This is a genomic window from Ectopseudomonas khazarica (genome assembly GCF_017915135.1).
GTDB lineage: Bacteria > Pseudomonadota > Gammaproteobacteria > Pseudomonadales > Pseudomonadaceae > Aquipseudomonas > Aquipseudomonas khazarica.
This window is the reverse complement of record NZ_CP068551.1, coordinates 5,364,502-5,384,159: the sequence shown is the minus strand read 5'-3', so window position 1 is coordinate 5,384,159 and position 19,658 is coordinate 5,364,502. Positions and strand designations below refer to the sequence as shown.

Here is a 19,658-nt window from a genome sequence, read left to right as displayed (position 1 = left end):
AAAGCCTTAGTTACATTCATCAGGCTTATCTTGGGCGCGCTAAACCTTGTGGATAAGCGCCCCTGAACATTCTGCAAAAGCCTGGGGATGAGTGCAGGGATAAACGACCTGTGGGTAAACCGGCATTCTGTCCTCAGGCTGTACCCAGCGGGCACACACCTCACGCACCCGTTTCAGACAGGCTTATGATTCCGCGCACGCCACAGGCAGCCGGCTCTGCAGCGGGTTTTCCACAGCGGGGCACGGCGCTAATCATCATAAAAAAAGAAAAGGTTCTTTAAACCCTTTCCTTCTTTCTATTCTTATCTGGCGAATAAGGTTGGTTGGAAATTGACCTACCGTGCGGCTTTCTCTAGAATTGCCGGTCTCTTTAAACCGGGGTCATTCCGACCCTAGTCGATCACCCAGGTAACGCACCATGAAACGCACTTTCCAACCCAGCACCATCAAGCGCGCTCGCACCCACGGTTTCCGTGCTCGTATGGCCACCAAGAACGGCCGTCAAGTCCTGTCGCGTCGTCGCGCCAAGGGCCGCAAGCGTCTGACTGTCTAATTCATCCAGACAGGTGGTGAGTCGAGGCTTCGGCCGGGAAAAGCGACTGCTGACTCCCCGGCAATTCAAGGCAGTCTTCGACTCCCCAAGCGGTAAGGCTCCGGGCAAAAGTGTCCTGTTGCTAGCGCGCGACAACCAGCTTGATCATTCCCGTCTAGGTCTGGTGATCGGCAAGAAGAGCGTCAAGCTCGCCGTCGAGCGCAACCGCATCAAGCGTCAAATCCGCGAGTCGTTCCGGCTCAATCAGCACAACCTGATTGGCTGGGACATCGTGGTGGTCGCCCGGAAAGGGCTAGGCGATCTGGAAAATGCCGAACTCGCTCAGCAGTTCGGCAAGCTCTGGAAACGCCTGGCCCGTAACCGGCCCAGTCACGACGCAGAACCATCCCCCGGGACAAGCGACACGCCCCATGCGTAAAGTGGCCCTAGCCTGCATCCAGGTTTATCGCTACGCCATCAGCCCCCTGATGGCCAGCCACTGCCGCTTCTACCCAAGCTGTTCCTGCTATGCCTACGAAGCCATCGATCAACATGGCTTCCTGCGTGGTGGCTGGCTGACAGCCCGCCGGCTAGGTCGCTGCCATCCCTGGAATCCAGGTGGCTACGACCCGGTGCCCCCCGCGAAAACATCCCGATCCCCTTCGATGGCCGAATAATCATGGATATCCAACGCTCGATCCTGATCGTCGCCCTGGCAGTCGTGTCCTACCTCATGGTCCTGCAATGGAACCAGGACTATGGCCAGGCTGCCCTGCCGGCCGAGGTAAGCACCTCGAACGTCGCGACGCCCAACCTGCCTGACACGCCAGCGGCATCCGCCAGCACCAGCGGCGATGACATCCCCACTGCCGTGGCCGAGCCCAGCGCTGCTGCCGTGGCGCCGACCACTGTCACCAGCGACGAGCTGATTCGGGTCAAGACCGACGTGCTCGAGCTGGCCATCGATCCGCGTGGTGGCGACGTCGTGCAACTGCGTCTGCCTCAATACCCCCGCCGTCAGGACCGCCCGGACGTGCCCTTCCAACTGTTCGATAACGGCAGCGAGCGCACCTATCTGGCCCAGAGCGGCCTGATCGGCCAGAACGCTCCGGACAAATCCAGCGGCCGTGCCCTGTGGAGCAGCGAGAAGCAGAGCTATGCGCTGGCCGAAGGCCAGGACAGCCTGGTGGTCGACCTGACCTACAGCGAAAACGGCGTCAGCTACATCAAGCGCTACAGCTTCAAGCGCGGCCTCAACCCGCAGTGCTCGGCCCGTGAGCAGCAGTTGAAGAAGCCTGGCTGCATCGATCCGTCCGCCTACCAGGTCGACGTTCGTTACCTGATCGACAACCAGAGCGACCAAGCCTGGAGCGGCAACCTGTTCGCCCAGCTCAAGCGTGACAGCAGCGGCGATCCGTCCTCGACCACCGCGACCGGCACCGCCACCTACCTGGGCGCCGCCGTCTGGACCCCTGACGAGCCCTACAAGAAGCTGTCGATGAAAGACATCGACAAGCACGCCTTCAAGGAAACCGTCCAGGGTGGCTGGGTGGCCTGGCTGCAGCATTACTTCGTCACCGCCTGGGTGCCGAGCAAGGATGCCAGCAACCTGATCCAGACCCGCAAGGACAGCCAGGGCAACTACATCGTCGGCTTCACCGGCCCGGCCGTACAGGTCGCTGCCAGCGCCAAGGGCGAAACCGGTGCCGTCCTCTATGCCGGTCCCAAGCTGCAGGAACACCTGGGCACCCTGTCCCCAGGCCTGGAGCTGACCGTCGACTACGGCTTCCTGTGGTTCCTCGCCCAGCCGATCTTCTGGCTGCTGCAAGTCATCCACAGCCTGCTGGGCAACTGGGGCTGGTCGATCATCTTCCTGACCATCATCATCAAGCTGATCTTCTTCCCGCTGTCGGCCGCCAGCTACCGCTCGATGGCACGCATGCGTGCCGTATCGCCGAAGCTGCAGGCCCTGAAAGAGCAGCACGGTGACGATCGCCAGAAGATGTCCCAGGCGATGATGGAGTTGTACAAGAAAGAGAAGATCAATCCGCTGGGCGGCTGCCTGCCGATCCTGGTGCAGATGCCGGTGTTCCTCGCCCTGTACTGGGTACTGCTGGAATCCGTGGAGATGCGTCAGGCGCCGTGGATGTTCTGGATCACCGACCTGTCGATCAAGGATCCGTTCTTCATCCTGCCGATCATCATGGGCGCGACCATGTTCATCCAGCAGCAGCTCAACCCGACGCCGCCGGACCCCATGCAGGCGCGCGTGATGAAGCTGATGCCGATCATCTTCACCTTCTTCTTCCTGTGGTTCCCGGCTGGTCTGGTGCTGTACTGGGTGGTCAACAACTGCCTGTCCATCGCCCAGCAGTGGTACATTACGCGCAGGATCGAAGCCGCATCGAAACCGGCCAACGCCTGATTCGACAAGGCTTCCAAGCATCAAGCAAACGCCCCATGATTGGGGCGTTTTGCTATCCATCGTCCCCGTAGCGACCCTGGCCCTGCCTACAACCGAGTGAATGCCATGACCCATGCCCGAGACACCATCGCAGCCGTAGCCACCGCCCAGGGACGCGGCGGCGTCGGCATCGTGCGGGTCTCGGGGCCACTGGCCGGGCAGTTGGCGCAGACGATCTGCCGGCGCGAGCTGAAGCCCCGCTTCGCTCATCACGGCGCCTTTCACGGCGAGGCCGAGCAGGTGCTGGACGAAGGCCTGGCGATCTATTTTCCCGGCCCGAACTCCTTCACCGGCGAAGACGTGCTCGAGTTGCAGGGCCACGGTGGCCCGGTGGTGCTCGACCTGCTGCTGCGCCGTTGCCTGGAGCTGGGCGCACGCCTGGCCCGACCCGGTGAGTTCAGCGAACGTGCATTTCTCAACGACAAGCTCGACCTGGCCCAGGCCGAAGCCATCGCCGACCTGATCGAGGCCAGCTCCGAACAGGCCGCACGCAATGCCCTGCGCTCGTTGCAGGGCGAGTTCTCCAGGCGCGTGCATGCGCTGACCGAAGCGCTGATCCAGCTGCGCATCTATGTCGAGGCGGCCATCGACTTCCCCGAGGAAGAAATCGATTTTCTCGCCGACGGCCATGTGCTGAAGCAACTCGACGGCGTTCGCGCAGACTTATCCACAGTATTGCGCGAAGCTGGCCAGGGAGCCCTGCTGCGCGACGGCATGACAGTGGTCATCGCTGGTCGTCCCAACGCCGGCAAGTCCAGCCTGCTCAATGCCCTAGCCGGGCGCGAGGCGGCCATCGTCACTGATATCGCCGGCACCACCCGCGACGTCCTGCGCGAACATATCCACATCGACGGCATGCCCCTGCACGTGGTCGACACCGCCGGCCTGCGCGCTACCGATGACCAGGTGGAGCGCATCGGCGTGGAGCGCGCGCTGAAGGCCATAGGCGAGGCCGACCGGGTCCTGCTGGTGGTCGACTCCACCGCACCGGAGGCAGCCGATCCCTTCGCCCTGTGGCCGGAGTTTCTCGAGCAGCGCCCGGATCCCGCACGCGTCACCCTGATCCGCAACAAGGCCGACCTGTCAGGCGAGGCCGTCACGCTGGCAACCAGCGCCGATGGCCATGTCACCCTCAGTCTGTCGGCCAAGTCCGCCGAAGGCCTGGAACTGCTGCGCGAGCATCTGAAAGCCTGCATGGGTTATCAACAGACCGCCGAAAGTGGTTTCAGCGCCCGTCGGCGCCACCTCGAAGCCCTGCACCAGGCTGAACAGTACCTCGATCACGGCCGCAACCAGCTGACCCTGATGGGCGCAGGCGAACTCCTCGCCGAAGACCTGCGCATGGCCCAACACGCCCTGGGTGAGATCACCGGCGCCTTCAGCAGCGACGACCTGCTGGGGCGCATCTTCTCCAGCTTCTGCATCGGCAAGTGACACTGGCAGGCTGAGACAGGCCGCCGCGTCGCTCTCTTCCCGTGGTACGAAGCGCGCTCCTCCAGCCTTCTCCCAGCGCCGACTCAGCCTTCCTTGCCACTTCCTGGCTCGCATCCGGGCTGATGCCCGCTGCCTGCAGCTTTCCTTCGCCTCACATATCCAGCGTGCGCCGCCTCGCCAGCGAGTTATTCAGGCCCCGGATAAACCCTGTGGAAAACCGCCCCTGAACCCTGCCCATAAGCCTATGACAAAGCTGGGCGTAACCGCCCCTGTTGATAACCATCCATTCCATCCACAGTGGTTCAGCAGCTTTCCCAGCGCAAACGAGCAGGATCGACACAGCCTTATCATTCTCTGTACACCCTGAAGTACAAGGCCTGTAGCTTGTTATCCACAGAAATGGCCTGCTCTATACATAAACATAAAGAACAAGCTTTATAAAAATTCTCTCTTTCTATTCTTTATAAGCCAGTACCCGCTTTGGCAGGTCAGGAAGGTGATCAGGTCGGGCGCACAGGCGTAGAGAACGGCGGTAACCGATTGGCTATTTTTTGTGCAGAAGGCTTCATTCAGGAGAGCGAAGTCCCTATACTTGCCGCCTTTCTTTCAGACCCCTTTCTCAACAGGCACGAGGTGCGTGGTGGATTTCCCTTCCCGTTTTGACGTGATCGTGATCGGCGGCGGTCATGCCGGTACCGAGGCAGCCCTGGCTGCAGCGCGCATGGGCGTGAAGACCCTGCTGCTCACCCATAATGTCGAGACCCTTGGCCAGATGAGCTGCAACCCGGCCATCGGCGGGATCGGCAAGAGCCACCTGGTCAAGGAAATCGATGCCCTCGGCGGTGCCATGGCGACTGCCACCGACAAGGGCGGCATCCAGTTCCGTATCCTCAACAGCCGCAAGGGTCCGGCCGTTCGAGCGACTCGTGCGCAGGCCGACCGCGTGCTGTACAAGGCGGCGGTACGCGAGATTCTGGAAAACCAGCCCAATCTGTGGATTTTTCAACAGGCCGCCGATGACCTGATTGTGGAAAACGCCGAGGTCAAGGGCGTGGTTACCCAGATGGGCCTCAGGTTCCATGCGGATTCCTTGGTGTTGACCACAGGCACCTTCCTCGGTGGACTTATCCACATCGGCCTGCAGAACTACTCCGGCGGCCGCGCCGGCGACCCGCCTTCCATCGCCCTGGCCCAGCGCCTGCGCGAACTGCCGCTGCGTGTCGGTCGCCTGAAAACCGGCACTCCGCCGCGCATCGACGGACGCTCCGTGGACTTCTCGGTGATGACCGAGCAGCCGGGGGACACACCGACGCCGCTGATGTCCTTCCTCGGCAAGCGCGAGCATCAGCCGCAGCAGATCAGTTGCTGGATCACCCACACCAACGCCCGTACCCACGAGATCATCGCGGCGAACCTCGACCGTTCGCCGATGTATTCCGGTGTCATCGAGGGCGTGGGGCCGCGCTACTGCCCGTCGATCGAAGACAAGATCCACCGCTTCGCCGACAAGGACAGCCACCAGGTGTTCATCGAGCCGGAAGGCCTGACCACCCATGAGCTGTATCCCAACGGTATTTCCACCTCGCTGCCGTTCGATGTACAGCTGCAGATCGTGCGCAGCATCCGCGGCATGGAGAACGCCCACATCGTGCGTCCGGGCTATGCCATCGAGTACGACTACTTCGATCCGCGCGACCTGAAGTACAGCCTGGAGACCAAGGTCATCGGCGGCCTGTTCTTCGCCGGGCAGATCAACGGCACCACCGGCTACGAAGAAGCCGGTGCCCAGGGCCTGCTGGCGGGCTGCAACGCCGGCTTGCGTGCCCAGGGAAAGGATGCCTGGTGCCCGCGCCGTGACGAGGCCTACATCGGTGTGCTGGTCGACGACCTGATCACCCTCGGCACCCAGGAGCCGTACCGCATGTTCACCTCGCGGGCCGAGTACCGGCTGATTCTGCGCGAGGACAACGCCGACCTGCGCCTGACCGAGAAGGGCCGCGAGCTGGGCCTGGTCGATGACGAGCGCTGGGCGGCCTTCGAAGCCAAGCGTGAGGGCATCATCCAGGAAGAACAGCGCCTGAAGAGCACCTGGGTACGCCCGGGCACCCCGCAGGGCGATGCCATCGCGGCGCGTTTCGGTACCCCGCTGGCCCACGAATACCACCTGCTCAATCTGCTGGCCCGTCCGGAGATCGATTACGCCACCCTTGCCGAAGTGACCGAGTCACCGGCTGTGGATAACCAGGTGGCCGAACAGGTCGAGATCAAGACCAAGTACGCCGGCTACATCGACCGCCAGCAGGAAGAGATCGCCAAGCTGCGGGCCAGCGAGGACACCAAGCTGCCGGAGGACCTGGACTACAGCGCCATCTCCGGCCTGTCCAAGGAAATCCAGTTCAAGCTGGGCAACACTCGTCCGGCCACCCTCGGCCAGGCCGGGCGCATTCCCGGTGTCACGCCGGCGGCGATCTCCCTGCTGCTGATTCACCTGAAGAAACGCAGTGCGGGTCAGAAACTGGAGCAGAGCGCCTGATGTCGGTCACCCAGCGTCACGCCGAAGAACTGATCCAGGGCGCTCGCGAGCTTGGCGTCGAGCTCAGCGAGCCACAACAGCAGCGACTGCTCGCCTACCTGGGCCTGCTGATCAAGTGGAACAAGGCCTACAACCTCACCGCCGTGCGCGATCCCGACGAGATGGTGTCGCGTCACCTGCTCGACAGCCTGTCGGTGGTGCCCTTCGTGGCCGAGCGTGGGGATAACTGGCTGGACGTCGGCAGCGGCGGCGGCATGCCCGGCATTCCGCTGGCGATCATGTTCCCCGAACGGCGTTTCACCCTGCTCGACTCCAATGGCAAGAAGACCCGTTTTCTGGTCCAGGTGAAGCTCGAGCTGAAACTCGACAACCTCGAGGTTGTCCACAGCCGGGTCGAAGCGTATCGGCCCGAGCGGCCCTTCGATGGCATCAGCTCGCGGGCGTTCAGCAGCCTGCAGGATTTCAGCGACTGGACGCGCCACCTTGGCAATGCCGACACCCAGTGGCTGGCGATGAAAGGCGTCCACCCGGACGATGAGCTGCAGGCGTTGCCCGCGGACTTCCGCCTCAGTGCCACGCACGTGTTGCGGGTTCCCGGTTGCCAAGGCCAACGCCATCTGTTGATACTGCGTCGCTCGGTCTAAGGGGGAAGGAAGATGGCCAAGGTATTCGCGATCGCCAATCAGAAAGGCGGCGTGGGCAAAACCACGACGTGCATCAACCTGGCTGCTTCTCTGGTGGCGACCAAGCGCCGCGTGCTGCTCATCGACCTCGACCCGCAGGGCAACGCGACCATGGGCAGTGGCATCGACAAGCATGCCCTCGAGCACTCGATCTACGACGTGCTGATCGGCGAATGCGATCTCAGCGAGGCGATGCAGTTTTCCGAGCATGGCGGCTACCAGCTGTTGCCGGCCAACCGCGACCTGACGGCCGCCGAAGTCGCGCTGCTGGAAATGAAGATGAAGGAAAGTCGCCTGCGCTATGCCCTGGCGCCGATCCGCGAGAACTACGACTACATCCTCATCGACTGCCCGCCGTCGCTGAACATGCTGACCATCAACGCCCTGGTCGCCGCCGACGGTGTGATCATCCCCATGCAGTGCGAGTACTACGCGCTGGAAGGGCTCTCCGATCTGGTCAACAGCATCCAGCGCATCGGCCAGTTGCTCAATCCCAAGCTGCAGATCGAAGGTCTGCTGCGTACCATGTACGACCCGCGCATCAGCCTGACCAACGATGTCAGCGCTCAGCTCAAGGAGCATTTCGGCGACAAGCTGTACGACGCCGTGATCCCGCGTAACGTGCGCCTGGCCGAGGCTCCGAGCTTCGGCATGCCGGCGCTGGTCTATGACAAACAATCCCGTGGTGCCATCGCCTACCTGGCATTGGCCGGCGAGCTGGTGCGCCGTCAGCGCGCCGCCGCGAAAACCGCTACCGCTTAAGGAACATCCGCATGGCTGCGAAGAAACGAGGTCTGGGTCGAGGTCTGGACGCCCTGCTCGGTGGCAACACCGTCAGTGCACTGCAGGAAGAGGCCGCCCAGGTCGATACGCGTGAGCTGCAATACGTGCCGCTGGAACTGATCCAGCGGGGCAAGTACCAGCCGCGTCGCGACATGGACCAGACCGCTCTGGAAGAACTCGCCGCCTCCATCCGCGCCCAGGGCGTGATGCAACCCATCGTGCTGCGGCCGATCGGCGATGGTCGTTTCGAGATCGTCGCCGGTGAGCGTCGCTGGCGAGCCAGCCAGCTGGCCGGCCAGGACAAGATCCCGGCCATGGTTCGCGAGCTGGCGGACGAAGCCGCCATCGCCATGGCGCTGATCGAGAACATCCAGCGCGAGGACCTCAACCCGATCGAGGAAGCCGTCGCCCTGCAGCGCCTGCAGCAGGAATTCGAGCTGACCCAGCAGCAGGTCGCCGATGCCGTCGGCAAATCGCGCGTCACCATCACCAACCTGCTGCGTCTGATCGCCCTGCCGGACGAGATCAAGACACTGCTGTCCCATGGCGACCTGGAGATGGGTCATGCCCGTGCATTGCTCGGTCTGCCCCTCGAACAGCAGGTCGAAGCTGCGCGACACGTTGTCGCACGCGGTCTCACCGTACGCCAGACCGAAGCGCTGGTTCGCCAGTGGCTGAGTGCCAAACCGGCGCCGGCAAAAGCCAAGCCCGACCCGGACATCAGTCGCCTCGAACAGCGTCTGGCAGAGCGTCTGGGCTCGCCAGTGCAGATAAAACACGGCGCCAAGGGCAAGGGCCAGTTGGTCATCCGCTACAACTCCCTCGACGAATTGCAGGGCGTGCTCGCTCACATCCGCTGAAACAATTCGCCACACCTGACCATGTAGCGCATGGTCGGAAATCACTACCGGACAGTTGAATGGGGGGAATACGCCCCCTATACTCTGCGCGCAATTTTGTTGGCACTTTTTATGCCAATTCATTGAGTTAAAGCGGTCGATAGTCGAGGGACATCAGTTGATGGAACGCCGCATGCCGAAGCGCCTGCCCTTCCATCGCCTACCGGTCTTCCCGGTGCTGATGGCACAACTCGTCGTATTGCTGCTCGCTGCTACGCTGACCTGGCAATGGCGAGGCAACGTGGCGGGTTATTCGGCACTGTTGGGGGGCATGATCGCCTGGTTGCCGAATCTGTATTTCGCCCACAAGGCGTTCCGCTACAGCGGCGCGCGGGCGGCTAGGGAAATCGTCCGTTCTTTTTATGCGGGCGAAGCGGGAAAACTGATTCTGACGTTCGTGCTCTTTGCACTGACGTTTGCGGGCGTGAAACCCCTGGAGGCACCGATGTTGTTCGGTGTCTACCTGCTGACCCTGATGGTCAGCTGGTTCGCCCCGCTGCTGATAACGAAATTTTCAAGACCTTAAAGCGTTCGAGGCAAATAATGGCAGCAGAAACCGCTTCGGGTTACATCCAGCACCACCTCACCAACCTGACCTATGGTCAGCACCCGGTGAACGGCTGGAGTTTCGCCCACACCGCACAGGAAGCCAAAGAAATGGGCTTCTGGGCCTTCCACGTAGACACCCTGGCGGTGTCGGTGGTTCTCGGCCTGATCTTCATCGTCCTGTTCCGCCTGGCGGCGCGCAAGGCCACCTCGGACCAGCCGGGCGGCCTGCAGAACTTCGTCGAGGTTCTGGTCGAGTTCGTCGATGGCAGCGTCAAGGACACCTTCCACGGTCGCAATCCACTGATTGCCCCGCTGGCCCTGACCATCTTCGTCTGGGTCTTCCTGATGAACTTCATGGACCTCATCCCGGTTGACTGGCTGCCGAAACTGGCTGCCACCCTGGTTGGCGATCCGCACCTGTACTTCCGTGTCGTGCCGACCACCGACCCGAACGCGACCCTGGGCCTGGCCCTGTCGGTGTTCGCCCTGATCCTGTTCTACAGCGTCAAGGTCAAGGGCATCGGCGGCTTCCTCGGCGAGCTGACCATGCATCCGTTCAGCTCCAACAACATCGCCATGAAGATCCTGCTGGTCCCGGTGAACTTCCTGCTGGAATTCGTCACCCTGATCGCCAAGCCGGTCTCCCTGGCACTGCGACTGTTCGGCAACCTGTATGCCGGCGAGCTGATCTTCATCCTGATCGCCATCATGTTCAGCGGCGGCATGCTGCTGGGCTCGCTGGGTGGTGTGCTGCAGCTGGCCTGGGCCATCTTCCACATCCTGATCATCGTGCTGCAGGCGTTCATCTTCATGATGCTGACCATCGTCTACCTGTCGATGGCGCATGAAGACAACCACTAAGGCGCGCTAAGGTTCCGCGGCGCCGCTCAGGCGGCGCCTGCCAGGACAAACCCTCACTGCCCGCGGGCATGAGGGCTGCTGTAAACAAACGATTTCGCTTTACCGCTTCAACAAAAACCTTAACCAATACGACTGTAAGTCGGGAGGAAAAATGGAAACTGTAGTTGGTTTGACCGCTATCGCCGTTGCACTGCTGATCGGCCTGGGTGCCCTGGGTACCGCCATCGGTTTCGGTCTGCTGGGTGGCAAGTTCCTGGAAGGCGCTGCGCGTCAGCCGGAAATGGTCCCGATGCTGCAAGTTAAAATGTTCATCGTCGCCGGTCTGCTCGACGCCGTGACCATGATCGGTGTTGGTATCGCACTGTTCTTCACCTTCGCGAACCCCTTCGTTGGTCAAATCGCAGGCTAATTCACTCGTCTTCGAGTGAATTGGTGTGACGGACAACGAACGAGCGAGGTGTTGGCGTGAACATTAATGCAACCCTGATAGGCCAGTCCGTTGCCTTCTTCATCTTCGTGCTGTTCTGCATGAAGTTCGTATGGCCTCCGGTCATTGCGGCTTTGCAGGAACGTCAGAAGAAGATCGCAGACGGCTTGGACGCTGCCAACCGCGCGGCTCGTGATCTGGAGCTGGCCCACGAGAAAGTGGCCCAGCAACTGCGCGAAGCCAAAGGTCAGGCCGCCGAAATCATCGAGCAAGCCAATAAGCGTGCTGCTCAGATCGTCGACGAAGCCCGTGATCAGGCCCGTGTCGAAGCTGACCGCGTGAAGGCTCAGGCTCAGGCCGAGATCGAACAGGAAATCAACGGCATCAAAGACGCCCTGCGCGCCCAAGTGGGTGGCCTGGCAGTCAGCGGTGCGGAGAAGATCCTGGGCGCATCCATCGACCAAAACGCGCATGCGGAGCTGGTTAACAAACTGGCAGCCGAAATTTAAGCGAGGGCGCGATCATGGCAGAACTGACCACGCTGGCCCGACCTTACGCTAAGGCTGCCTTCGAGCACGCCCAGGCCCACCAGCAACTGGCCAATTGGTCAGCCATGCTCGGCCTGGCTGCAGCGGTGTCGCTCGACGACACCATGCAGCGCGTGCTCAAGGCCCCGCGTCTGACGAGTACAGAAAAGGCCACCACCTTTGTCGAGGTGTGTGGTGACAAGTTCGACGCCCAGGCACAGAACTTCATCCGCGTTATCGCCGAGAACGATCGTCTGGCCTTGTTGCCGGATGTCTTCGCCCTGTTCGAGCTGTACAAGGCCGAGCAAGAGAAGTCGATCGACGTGGATGTCACCAGTGCCTTCGCATTGAGCGATGAACAGCAAGACAAACTCGCCAAGGTTCTCAGTGCACGGCTCGGCCGAGAAGTGCGTCTGCACGCCGCGGAAGATGCCACCCTGATCGGTGGTGTACTGATCCGCGCCGGCGACCTGGTAATCGATGGCTCGGTTCGCGGCAAGCTCGCGAAACTGGCCGAAGCATTGAAATCTTGAGTTTGAAGGGGCAGCAGAGCTATGCAGCAACTCAATCCTTCCGAAATTAGTGAAATCATCAAGGGGCGCATCGAGAAACTCGACGTCGCCTCCCAAGCCCGCAACGAAGGCACCATTGTCTCCGTTTCCGACGGTATCGTGCGTATCTACGGTCTGGCCGACGTCATGTACGGCGAAATGATCGAGTTCCCGGGCGGTGTCTACGGTATGGCACTGAACCTGGAGCAAGACTCCGTCGGTGCCGTTGTGCTGGGTGCTTACACCAGCCTGGCCGAAGGCATGAGCGCCAAGTGCACCGGTCGCATCCTGGAAGTCCCGGTTGGTCCGGAACTGCTGGGCCGCGTCGTCGACGCACTGGGTAACCCGATCGACGGCAAAGGCCCGATCAACGCTCAGGCAACTGACGCGGTTGAGAAGGTTGCACCGGGCGTGATCTGGCGTAAGTCCGTCGACCAGCCGGTACAGACCGGTTACAAGTCGGTCGATGCCATGATCCCGGTCGGCCGTGGCCAGCGCGAGCTGATCATCGGTGACCGTCAGATCGGTAAGACCGCTCTGGCCGTCGACGCCATCATCAACCAGAAAGACAGCGGTATCCGCTGCGTGTACGTGGCTATCGGTCAGAAGCAATCGACCATCGCCAACGTCGTGCGTAAGCTGGAAGAAACCGGTGCGCTGGCCAACACCATCGTGGTGGCCGCTTCCGCTTCCGAATCCGCCGCACTGCAGTTCCTGGCGCCGTACTCCGGCTGCACCATGGGCGAATACTTCCGCGACCGCGGTGAAGACGCCCTGATCGTGTACGACGACCTGTCCAAGCAGGCCGTTGCCTACCGCCAGATCTCCCTGCTGCTGCGCCGTCCGCCAGGCCGTGAAGCCTACCCGGGCGACGTGTTCTATCTCCACAGCCGCCTGCTGGAGCGCGCTTCCCGCGTTTCCGAGGAATACGTCGAGAAGTTCACCAATGGCGCCGTGACTGGCAAGACTGGTTCCCTGACCGCTCTGCCGATCATCGAAACCCAGGCGGGTGACGTTTCCGCGTTCGTTCCGACCAACGTGATCTCGATCACCGACGGTCAGATCTTCCTGGAATCGGCCATGTTCAACTCGGGTATCCGTCCGGCCGTCAACGCCGGTATCTCGGTATCCCGTGTGGGTGGTGCCGCTCAGACCAAGATCATCAAGAAGCTCTCCGGTGGTATCCGTACCGCTCTGGCTCAGTACCGTGAACTGGCGGCCTTCGCCCAGTTCGCCTCTGACCTGGACGAAGCCACCCGCAAGCAGCTCGAGCACGGTCAGCGCGTTACCGAGCTGATGAAGCAGAAGCAGTACGCACCCATGTCGATCGCCGACATGTCCGTGTCTCTGTACGCTGCCGAGCGTGGCTTCCTGACCGACGTGGAAGTGAACAAAGTTGGCGCCTTCGAAGCGGCCCTGCTGGGCTACTTCAACCGTGAGCTGGCCGATCTGATGGCCAAGATCAACGTGAAAGGTGACTTCAACGACGAAATCGACGCGGGCATCAAAGCCGGTATCGAGAAGTTCAAAGCCACCCAAACCTGGTAAGCCGCAGCGGGCGTCGCAAGACGCCCGCCTGCTAACCCGATAGGTGTGAAATGGCAGGCGCAAAAGAGATTCGCAGCAAGATTGCGAGCATCAAAAGCACGCAGAAGATCACCAGCGCCATGGAAAAGGTGGCGGTCAGCAAAATGCGCAAGGCACAACAGCGCATGGCTGCTAGCCGTCCCTACGCGGAGCGTATCCGCCAGGTGATTGGTCATCTGGCCAACGCCAACCCGGAGTACCGCCATCCCTTCATGATCGAGCGCCCCGTCAAGCGCGCCGGTTATGTAGTGGTGAGCAGTGACCGTGGTCTGTGCGGTGGCTTGAACACCAACCTGTTCAAGGCCCTGGTCAAGGACATGGCGAAAGATCGCGAGCAAGGCGTGGAGATCGATCTCTGCGTGATTGGCTCCAAGGGTGCGGCATTCTTCCGCAACTTTGGTGGCAATGTCGTCGCTGCGATCAGCCACCTCGGCGAAGAGCCGTCGATCAACGACCTGATCGGTAGTGTCAAGGTCATGCTCGACGCTTACCTCGAGGGGCGTATCGACCGTCTGTCCGTGGTCTCGAACAAGTTCATCAATACCATGACGCAGAAGCCTACAGTGGAGCAGTTGGTTCCGCTGGTGGCCGATCCGGATCAAGACCTCAAGCATCACTGGGACTATCTGTACGAGCCCGATGCCAAGGAACTGCTCGAAGGCCTGATGGTTCGCTACGTCGAATCCCAGGTGTACCAGGCAGTGGTCGAGAACAATGCGGCCGAGCAGGCTGCACGGATGATCGCGATGAAGAACGCCACCGACAACGCTGGCCAGCTCATCAAAGACCTGCAGCTGATTTACAACAAGGCGCGTCAGGCAGCGATCACCCAAGAGATTTCGGAAATCGTCGGCGGCGCTGCCGCGGTTTAAGAACGGTTCAAATATTCAGAGGAACCAAAGATGAGTAGCGGACGTATCGTTCAAATCATCGGCGCCGTTATCGACGTGGAATTCCCGCGTGATCAGGTGCCAGCCGTATACGAGGCGCTGAAAGTAGTCGGCGCCGAAACCACCCTGGAAGTTCAGCAGCAGCTGGGCGACGGCGTGGTGCGTACCATTGCGATGGGTTCGACCGAAGGCCTCAAGCGCGGTCTGGACATCACTCGTACCAACAAGGCCATCTCGGTACCGGTCGGTAAAGCGACCCTGGGCCGTATCATGGACGTGCTGGGCAACCCGATCGACGAAGCCGGCCCCATCGGTGAAGAAGAGCAGTGGGAAATCCACCGCGCTGCGCCGAGCTATGCCGAGCAAGCGGGCGGCAACGACCTGCTGGAAACCGGCATCAAGGTAATCGACCTGGTCTGCCCGTTCGCCAAGGGTGGTAAGGTCGGTCTGTTCGGTGGTGCCGGTGTCGGCAAGACCGTGAACATGATGGAACTGATCCGTAACATCGCCATCGAGCACAGCGGTTATTCCGTGTTCGCCGGTGTGGGTGAGCGTACTCGTGAGGGTAACGACTTCTACCACGAGATGAAGGACTCCAACGTTCTGGACAAGGTAGCCCTGGTCTACGGTCAGATGAACGAGCCACCAGGCAACCGTCTGCGCGTCGCCCTGACCGGCCTGACCATGGCCGAGAAGTTCCGTGACGAAGGCCGTGACGTACTGTTGTTCGTCGACAACATCTACCGTTACACCCTGGCCGGTACCGAAGTATCCGCACTGCTCGGCCGTATGCCGTCGGCAGTAGGTTACCAGCCGACCCTGGCCGAAGAGATGGGCGTTCTGCAGGAGCGCATCACCTCCACCAAGAAAGGTTCGATCACCTCGATCCAGGCCGTATACGTACCTGCGGACGACCTGACCGACCCGAGCCCGGCGACCACCTTCGCCCACTTGGACGCCACCGTCGTACTGAGCCGTGACATCGCTTCCCTGGGTATCTACCCGGCCGTTGACCCGCTGGACTCCACCAGCCGTCAGCTGGATCCGAACGTCATCGGCAACGAACACTACGAGACCGCTCGTGGCGTTCAGTACGTGCTGCAGCGTTACAAGGAACTGAAGGACATCATCGCCATTCTGGGTATGGACGAGCTGTCCGAAGCGGACAAGCAGCTGGTATCGCGCGCTCGTAAGATCCAGCGCTTCCTGTCCCAGCCGTTCTTCGTGGCCGAAGTGTTCACCGGTTCCCCAGGCAAGTACGTCTCCCTGAAGGACACCATCGCTGGCTTCAGCGGTATCCTCAAGGGCGACTACGACCACCTGCCGGAGCAGGCTTTCTACATGGTTGGCGGCATCGACGAAGCCATCGAGAAAGCGAAGAAACTGTAATCACCCATGCGCCTGGCAACGGGCGCATCAGGTTTGTGGATAACCTGGGTTGTCCACAGCCTGCAACCTGAGGCAAGCGTATGGCTATGACAGTCCATTGCGATATCGTCAGCGCGGAAGCGGAGATCTTCTCCGGCCTGGTGGAGATGGTGATTGCGCACGGCAACCTGGGTGATCTGGGTATCGCTCCAGGCCACGCGCCACTGATCACCGACCTGAAGCCGGGCCCGATCCGCCTGATCAAGCAGGGTGGTGAAGCCGAGGTGTTCTACATCTCCGGTGGTTTCCTCGAAGTGCAGCCGAACATGGTCAAGGTTCTCGCCGACACCGTGCAGCGTGCAGCAGACATCGATGAAGCCGCTGCTCAGGAGGCCCTCAAGGCCGCCGAGAAAGCGCTGAGCGAGCAGGGTGCTGAGTTCAACTACAGCTCCGCCGCCGCTCACCTGGCCGAAGTCGCAGCCCAGCTGCGTACCGTCCAGCAACTGCGCAAGAAGTTCGGCGGCTGAGGCCCCCACTTCAACCGTTGCAAGAGAAAGGGTAGCCTAGGCTACCCTTTTTCATTTCTGCCGTTTCACCCTCCGGCGCCCCGCGACGGAGGCTGCCAAGGAATCGTCGTTCATGTCGCTCGATATCGTCATCCTCGCTGCAGGGCAAGGCACCCGCATGCGTTCCGCCCTGCCCAAGGTCCTGCACCCGGTCGCTGACAAGCCCATGCTCGGGCATGTCATCGCCACCGCACGCAGTCTGCAGCCCAGCAGCATCCAGGTGGTGATCGGGCATGGCGCCGTTACCGTGCGCGAGCGCCTGGCCGCCGCCGACCTGAACTTCGTCATTCAGGCCGAGCAGCTCGGCACCGGCCACGCCGTTGCTCAGGCGCTGCCGCAGCTCAGCGCCGACACCGTGCTGATCCTCTATGGCGACGTGCCGCTGATCGAGAGCGCGACGCTCGAACGCCTGCTGGCCCTGGTCAGTGATGACCAGCTGGGGCTGCTCACCGTCGAGCTGGCCGACCCGACAGGCTACGGCCGCATCGTCCGTGATGACAACGGCGTGGTGCAGGCGATCGTCGAGCACAAGGACGCCAATGACGCGCAGCGGGCCATCCGCGAAGGCAACACCGGCATTCTCGCGGTTCCGGGCAAGCGCCTGGGGGACTGGCTGGGGCGCCTGTCCAACAGCAACGCGCAGGGCGAGTACTACCTCACCGACGTGATCGCCATGGCCGTCGCCGATGGCCTGATCGTGGCCACCGAGCAGGCGGCCGACGAGATGGAAGTGCTGGGGGCCAACGACCGTATCCAGCTGGCGCAGCTGGAGCGCCACTATCAGCAGCGCGCCGCGCGCCGCCTGATGGCGCAGGGCGTGACCCTGCGCGATCCGCAGCGTTTCGACCTGCGCGGCGAGGTGACGGTGGGACGTGACGTGCTGATCGACGTCAACGTGATCCTCGAAGGCCGGGTGGTGATCGAGGACGACGTGCAGATCGGTCCGAACTGCGTGATCAGGGACTCCGTCCTGCGCAAGGGCGCCATCGTCAAGGCCAACAGTCATCTGGAAGGTGCCGAGATGGGCGAGGGCGCCGACTGCGGTCCGTTCGCGCGTCTGCGTCCGGGCACCCGACTGGGGGCCAGGGCCCATGTGGGTAACTTCGTCGAGCTGAAGAACGCCGTGCTGGGCGAGGGCGCCAAGGCCGGTCACCTCAGCTACCTGGGCGATGCCGAGATCGGTGCGCGGAGCAACATCGGCGCAGGCACCATCACCTGCAACTACGACGGCGCCAACAAGTTCCGGACGGTGATGGGCGAGGACGTGTTCATCGGTTCCAACAGCGCCCTGGTGGCGCCGGTCAACCTTGGTGATCGTGCCACCACGGGCGCCGGTTCGGTGGTCACCAGCGACGTGCCGGCAGACACCCTGGCCGTCGGTCGGGCCAAACAGCGCAACATCGAGGGCTGGAAACGCCCGCAAAAGCAGCGATGAGCTGCAAGCCTCCAGCTGCAAGTAAGAGCCCTGGCTGACGCCATTTCCTCTATGCTTTGTGGCTTGTGGCTTGTGGCTTGTGGCTTGTGGCTTGTGGCTTGGAGTTGACTTCATGTTCGGTGTGACGGATTACGCCGCCTTCGTGGTGGCCTTCATCATCCTGCTGGCCATTCCCGGCCCCGGTAACCTGGCGCTGATCCTGTCCACCGGCAAGGGCGGCATTCGCGGCGGGCTGGCCTCCACCTTCGGCATCATGTTCGGCGACCAGGTGCTGCTGTGGCTGGCGGTGGCCGGTGTCGCCGCGCTGCTCAAGGCCTATCCGACAGCCTTCTACCTGGTGCAATGGCTGGGGGCGGCCTACCTGATCTATCTCGGCCTGCGCATGCTGCTGGCCAAGCCGGGGGCTGCGCCGACGCTGAATATCGAGCCGCGCCACTACCTGTGGCAGACGCTGATGATCACCGTCTTCAACCCCAAGGCGATCATCTTCTACATGGCGTTCTTCCCGCTGTTCATCGATCCGCAGCGGCATCAGGGGCTGATCACCTTCGGCTTCATGGCCGTGACCATCATGGCGCTGACCTTCCTCTACGGGCTGCTGATCGTGCTGCTGACTCACTTTCTCGCCGAGCGCATGCGCGCCAATCCACGTATCGCCCGTGGCCTGGAGAAGCTGGCGGGGCTCAGCCTGTTGGGCTTCGGGGTGAAGCTGACCCTCAACTGACCGACGGTTGCTTGCAGAGCGAACGGCCTTATGTTTTGATTCGCGCCATTATCTTTCGAATCGAAACTTAAACATGTCGAAGCGCAACACACCGCAGCGTCGCCACACCATCCTGGCCCTGCTCGCCGAGCAGGGTGAGGTGTCGGTTGATGCGCTGGCCCAGCACTTCGCCACCAGCGAGGTGACGATTCGCAAGGACCTCGCCGCGCTGGAAAAGAACGGCCTGCTGCTGCGTCGCTATGGCGGTGCGGTGCCCATGCCCCAGGAACTGATCGGCGACGGCGCCCAGCCGGTTTCCCCGCACAAGCAGGCCATCGCCCGCGCCGGCGTGGCGCGCATCCGCGAGCACGCGCGGATCATCATCGACAGTGGCACCACCACGGCGGCGATGATTCCCCAGTTGGGGCACAGGCCGGGGCTGGTGGTGATGACCAACTCGCTCAACGTGGCCAATGCCCTGCGCGACATCGAGCACGAGCCCGTCCTGCTGATGACCGGCGGCACCTGGGACCCGCACTCGGAGTCCTTCCAGGGCCAGGTCGCCGAGCAGGTGCTGCGCTCCTACGACTTCGACCAGCTGTTCATCGGCGCCGATGGCATCGATCTGGAGCGTGGCACCACCACCTTCAACGAACTGCTGGGGCTGTCGCGGGTGATGGCCGAAGTCGCCCGCGAGGTCATCGTCATGGTCGAGAGCGACAAGATCGGTCGACGCATCCCCAATCTGGAACTGCCCTGGAGCAGCGTCCATACCCTGATTACCGACGAGCGCCTGGATGCCCAGGCTGCCGAACAGATACGCGCGCGCGGCATCCAGCTGATCCTCGCGCCGCTGGAAAACTGAA

Annotated in this window: 21 protein-coding genes; all 21 read left to right on the top strand. The window is 61.9% G+C overall.

Annotation, left to right across the window (positions count from 1 at the left end):
* Positions 1-418 precede the first annotated feature (418 nt).
* Positions 419-553: a 50S ribosomal protein L34 gene (gene rpmH / locus JLK41_RS25315; RefSeq protein WP_003290924.1), complete on the top strand. Its 135-nt coding sequence runs from the start codon at positions 419-421 to the stop codon at positions 551-553.
* A gap of 16 nt (positions 554-569) precedes the next feature.
* On the top strand, positions 570-971 hold the full coding sequence (rnpA, locus tag JLK41_RS25310) for a ribonuclease P protein component (RefSeq protein WP_134676624.1): 402 nt from the start codon (positions 570-572) through the stop codon (positions 969-971).
* Positions 964-1,209: a membrane protein insertion efficiency factor YidD gene (gene yidD / locus JLK41_RS25305; protein ID WP_080757053.1), complete on the top strand. Its 246-nt coding sequence runs from the start codon at positions 964-966 to the stop codon at positions 1,207-1,209. The genes rnpA and yidD overlap by 8 nt, the downstream gene beginning before the upstream one ends.
* Positions 1,210-1,211: 2 nt before the next feature.
* Complete coding sequence (gene yidC / locus JLK41_RS25300) at positions 1,212-2,957, top strand: membrane protein insertase YidC (RefSeq protein ID WP_210390095.1); 1,746 nt, start codon at positions 1,212-1,214, stop codon at positions 2,955-2,957.
* Between the two features lie 105 nt (positions 2,958-3,062).
* The gene (mnmE, locus tag JLK41_RS25295) at positions 3,063-4,430 is read left to right on the top strand and encodes a tRNA uridine-5-carboxymethylaminomethyl(34) synthesis GTPase MnmE (RefSeq protein ID WP_210390094.1); all 1,368 of its coding nucleotides are present in this window, start codon (positions 3,063-3,065) and stop codon (positions 4,428-4,430) included.
* Between the two features lie 640 nt (positions 4,431-5,070).
* A complete protein-coding gene (mnmG, locus tag JLK41_RS25290) occupies positions 5,071-6,963 on the top strand; it encodes a tRNA uridine-5-carboxymethylaminomethyl(34) synthesis enzyme MnmG (RefSeq protein WP_210390093.1) in 1,893 nt (630 codons plus the stop codon).
* Positions 6,960-7,607, top strand: a complete 648-nt coding sequence (gene rsmG / locus JLK41_RS25285; RefSeq protein ID WP_210391271.1) for a 16S rRNA (guanine(527)-N(7))-methyltransferase RsmG — start codon at positions 6,960-6,962, stop codon at positions 7,605-7,607. Before mnmG ends, rsmG begins: the two co-directional genes overlap by 4 nt.
* A 12-nt stretch (positions 7,608-7,619) precedes the next feature.
* Complete coding sequence (locus JLK41_RS25280; protein ID WP_037054778.1) at positions 7,620-8,408, top strand: ParA family protein; 789 nt, start codon at positions 7,620-7,622, stop codon at positions 8,406-8,408.
* An 11-nt stretch (positions 8,409-8,419) separates the two neighbouring features.
* Positions 8,420-9,289: a ParB/RepB/Spo0J family partition protein gene (locus tag JLK41_RS25275; RefSeq protein ID WP_037054776.1), complete on the top strand. Its 870-nt coding sequence runs from the start codon at positions 8,420-8,422 to the stop codon at positions 9,287-9,289.
* Positions 9,290-9,449: 160 nt separating this feature from the next.
* Positions 9,450-9,854, top strand: coding sequence for a F0F1 ATP synthase subunit I (locus tag JLK41_RS25270; protein WP_037054774.1), 405 nt, complete (start codon positions 9,450-9,452; stop codon positions 9,852-9,854).
* Positions 9,855-9,871: 17 nt separating this feature from the next.
* Positions 9,872-10,738, top strand: a complete 867-nt coding sequence (atpB, locus tag JLK41_RS25265) for a F0F1 ATP synthase subunit A (protein ID WP_037054772.1) — start codon at positions 9,872-9,874, stop codon at positions 10,736-10,738.
* A 151-nt stretch (positions 10,739-10,889) separates the two neighbouring features.
* Entirely contained in the window at positions 10,890-11,147 is a 258-nt protein-coding gene (gene atpE, locus JLK41_RS25260; protein WP_003097235.1) for a F0F1 ATP synthase subunit C, read from the top strand.
* Between the two features lie 56 nt (positions 11,148-11,203).
* Positions 11,204-11,674 (top strand): F0F1 ATP synthase subunit B, encoded by a 471-nt coding sequence (locus tag JLK41_RS25255; RefSeq protein WP_037054770.1) that lies wholly within the window; start codon positions 11,204-11,206, stop codon positions 11,672-11,674.
* Between the two features lie 14 nt (positions 11,675-11,688).
* Positions 11,689-12,225, top strand: coding sequence for a F0F1 ATP synthase subunit delta (locus tag JLK41_RS25250; RefSeq protein WP_037054769.1), 537 nt, complete (start codon positions 11,689-11,691; stop codon positions 12,223-12,225).
* A 21-nt stretch (positions 12,226-12,246) separates the two neighbouring features.
* Entirely contained in the window at positions 12,247-13,791 is a 1,545-nt protein-coding gene (gene atpA / locus JLK41_RS25245; RefSeq protein WP_037054768.1) for a F0F1 ATP synthase subunit alpha, read from the top strand.
* 50 nt (positions 13,792-13,841) lie between these two features.
* Complete coding sequence (gene atpG / locus JLK41_RS25240; RefSeq protein WP_037054767.1) at positions 13,842-14,702, top strand: F0F1 ATP synthase subunit gamma; 861 nt, start codon at positions 13,842-13,844, stop codon at positions 14,700-14,702.
* 30 nt (positions 14,703-14,732) lie between these two features.
* Positions 14,733-16,109 (top strand): F0F1 ATP synthase subunit beta, encoded by a 1,377-nt coding sequence (atpD, locus tag JLK41_RS25235; RefSeq protein ID WP_037054766.1) that lies wholly within the window; start codon positions 14,733-14,735, stop codon positions 16,107-16,109.
* Between the two features lie 80 nt (positions 16,110-16,189).
* A complete protein-coding gene (locus tag JLK41_RS25230; protein ID WP_037054758.1) occupies positions 16,190-16,615 on the top strand; it encodes a F0F1 ATP synthase subunit epsilon in 426 nt (141 codons plus the stop codon).
* A gap of 112 nt (positions 16,616-16,727) precedes the next feature.
* Positions 16,728-18,089 (top strand): bifunctional UDP-N-acetylglucosamine diphosphorylase/glucosamine-1-phosphate N-acetyltransferase GlmU, encoded by a 1,362-nt coding sequence (glmU, locus tag JLK41_RS25225; RefSeq protein WP_210390092.1) that lies wholly within the window; start codon positions 16,728-16,730, stop codon positions 18,087-18,089.
* Between the two features lie 112 nt (positions 18,090-18,201).
* Complete coding sequence (locus JLK41_RS25220) at positions 18,202-18,813, top strand: LysE family transporter (RefSeq protein WP_037054755.1); 612 nt, start codon at positions 18,202-18,204, stop codon at positions 18,811-18,813.
* A gap of 73 nt (positions 18,814-18,886) precedes the next feature.
* Positions 18,887-19,657 (top strand): DeoR/GlpR family DNA-binding transcription regulator, encoded by a 771-nt coding sequence (locus tag JLK41_RS25215; RefSeq protein ID WP_037054754.1) that lies wholly within the window; start codon positions 18,887-18,889, stop codon positions 19,655-19,657.
* Position 19,658: the final 1 nt, after the last annotated feature.

Excerpts from the sequence above, each read along its gene's own strand:
- JLK41_RS25280 (WP_037054778.1), top strand. The coding sequence starts at position 7,620 with ATGGCCAAGGTATTCGCGATCGCCAATCAGAAAGGCGGCGTGGGCAAA.
- JLK41_RS25230 (WP_037054758.1), top strand. The coding sequence starts at position 16,190 with ATGGCTATGACAGTCCATTGCGATATCGTCAGCGCGGAAGCGGAGATC.
- atpB (WP_037054772.1), top strand. The coding sequence starts at position 9,872 with ATGGCAGCAGAAACCGCTTCGGGTTACATCCAGCACCACCTCACCAAC.
- JLK41_RS25215 (WP_037054754.1), top strand. The coding sequence starts at position 18,887 with ATGTCGAAGCGCAACACACCGCAGCGTCGCCACACCATCCTGGCCCTG.
- rpmH (WP_003290924.1), top strand. The coding sequence starts at position 419 with ATGAAACGCACTTTCCAACCCAGCACCATCAAGCGCGCTCGCACCCAC.
- JLK41_RS25270 (WP_037054774.1), top strand. The coding sequence starts at position 9,450 with ATGGAACGCCGCATGCCGAAGCGCCTGCCCTTCCATCGCCTACCGGTC.
- yidD (WP_080757053.1), top strand. The coding sequence starts at position 964 with ATGCGTAAAGTGGCCCTAGCCTGCATCCAGGTTTATCGCTACGCCATC.
- atpE (WP_003097235.1), top strand. The coding sequence starts at position 10,890 with ATGGAAACTGTAGTTGGTTTGACCGCTATCGCCGTTGCACTGCTGATC.
- atpG (WP_037054767.1), top strand. The coding sequence starts at position 13,842 with ATGGCAGGCGCAAAAGAGATTCGCAGCAAGATTGCGAGCATCAAAAGC.
- atpA (WP_037054768.1), top strand. The coding sequence starts at position 12,247 with ATGCAGCAACTCAATCCTTCCGAAATTAGTGAAATCATCAAGGGGCGC.
- glmU (WP_210390092.1), top strand. The coding sequence starts at position 16,728 with ATGTCGCTCGATATCGTCATCCTCGCTGCAGGGCAAGGCACCCGCATG.
- JLK41_RS25275 (WP_037054776.1), top strand. The coding sequence starts at position 8,420 with ATGGCTGCGAAGAAACGAGGTCTGGGTCGAGGTCTGGACGCCCTGCTC.
- JLK41_RS25250 (WP_037054769.1), top strand. The coding sequence starts at position 11,689 with ATGGCAGAACTGACCACGCTGGCCCGACCTTACGCTAAGGCTGCCTTC.
- JLK41_RS25220 (WP_037054755.1), top strand. The coding sequence starts at position 18,202 with ATGTTCGGTGTGACGGATTACGCCGCCTTCGTGGTGGCCTTCATCATC.
- mnmE (WP_210390094.1), top strand. The coding sequence starts at position 3,063 with ATGACCCATGCCCGAGACACCATCGCAGCCGTAGCCACCGCCCAGGGA.
- yidC (WP_210390095.1), top strand. The coding sequence starts at position 1,212 with ATGGATATCCAACGCTCGATCCTGATCGTCGCCCTGGCAGTCGTGTCC.
- atpD (WP_037054766.1), top strand. The coding sequence starts at position 14,733 with ATGAGTAGCGGACGTATCGTTCAAATCATCGGCGCCGTTATCGACGTG.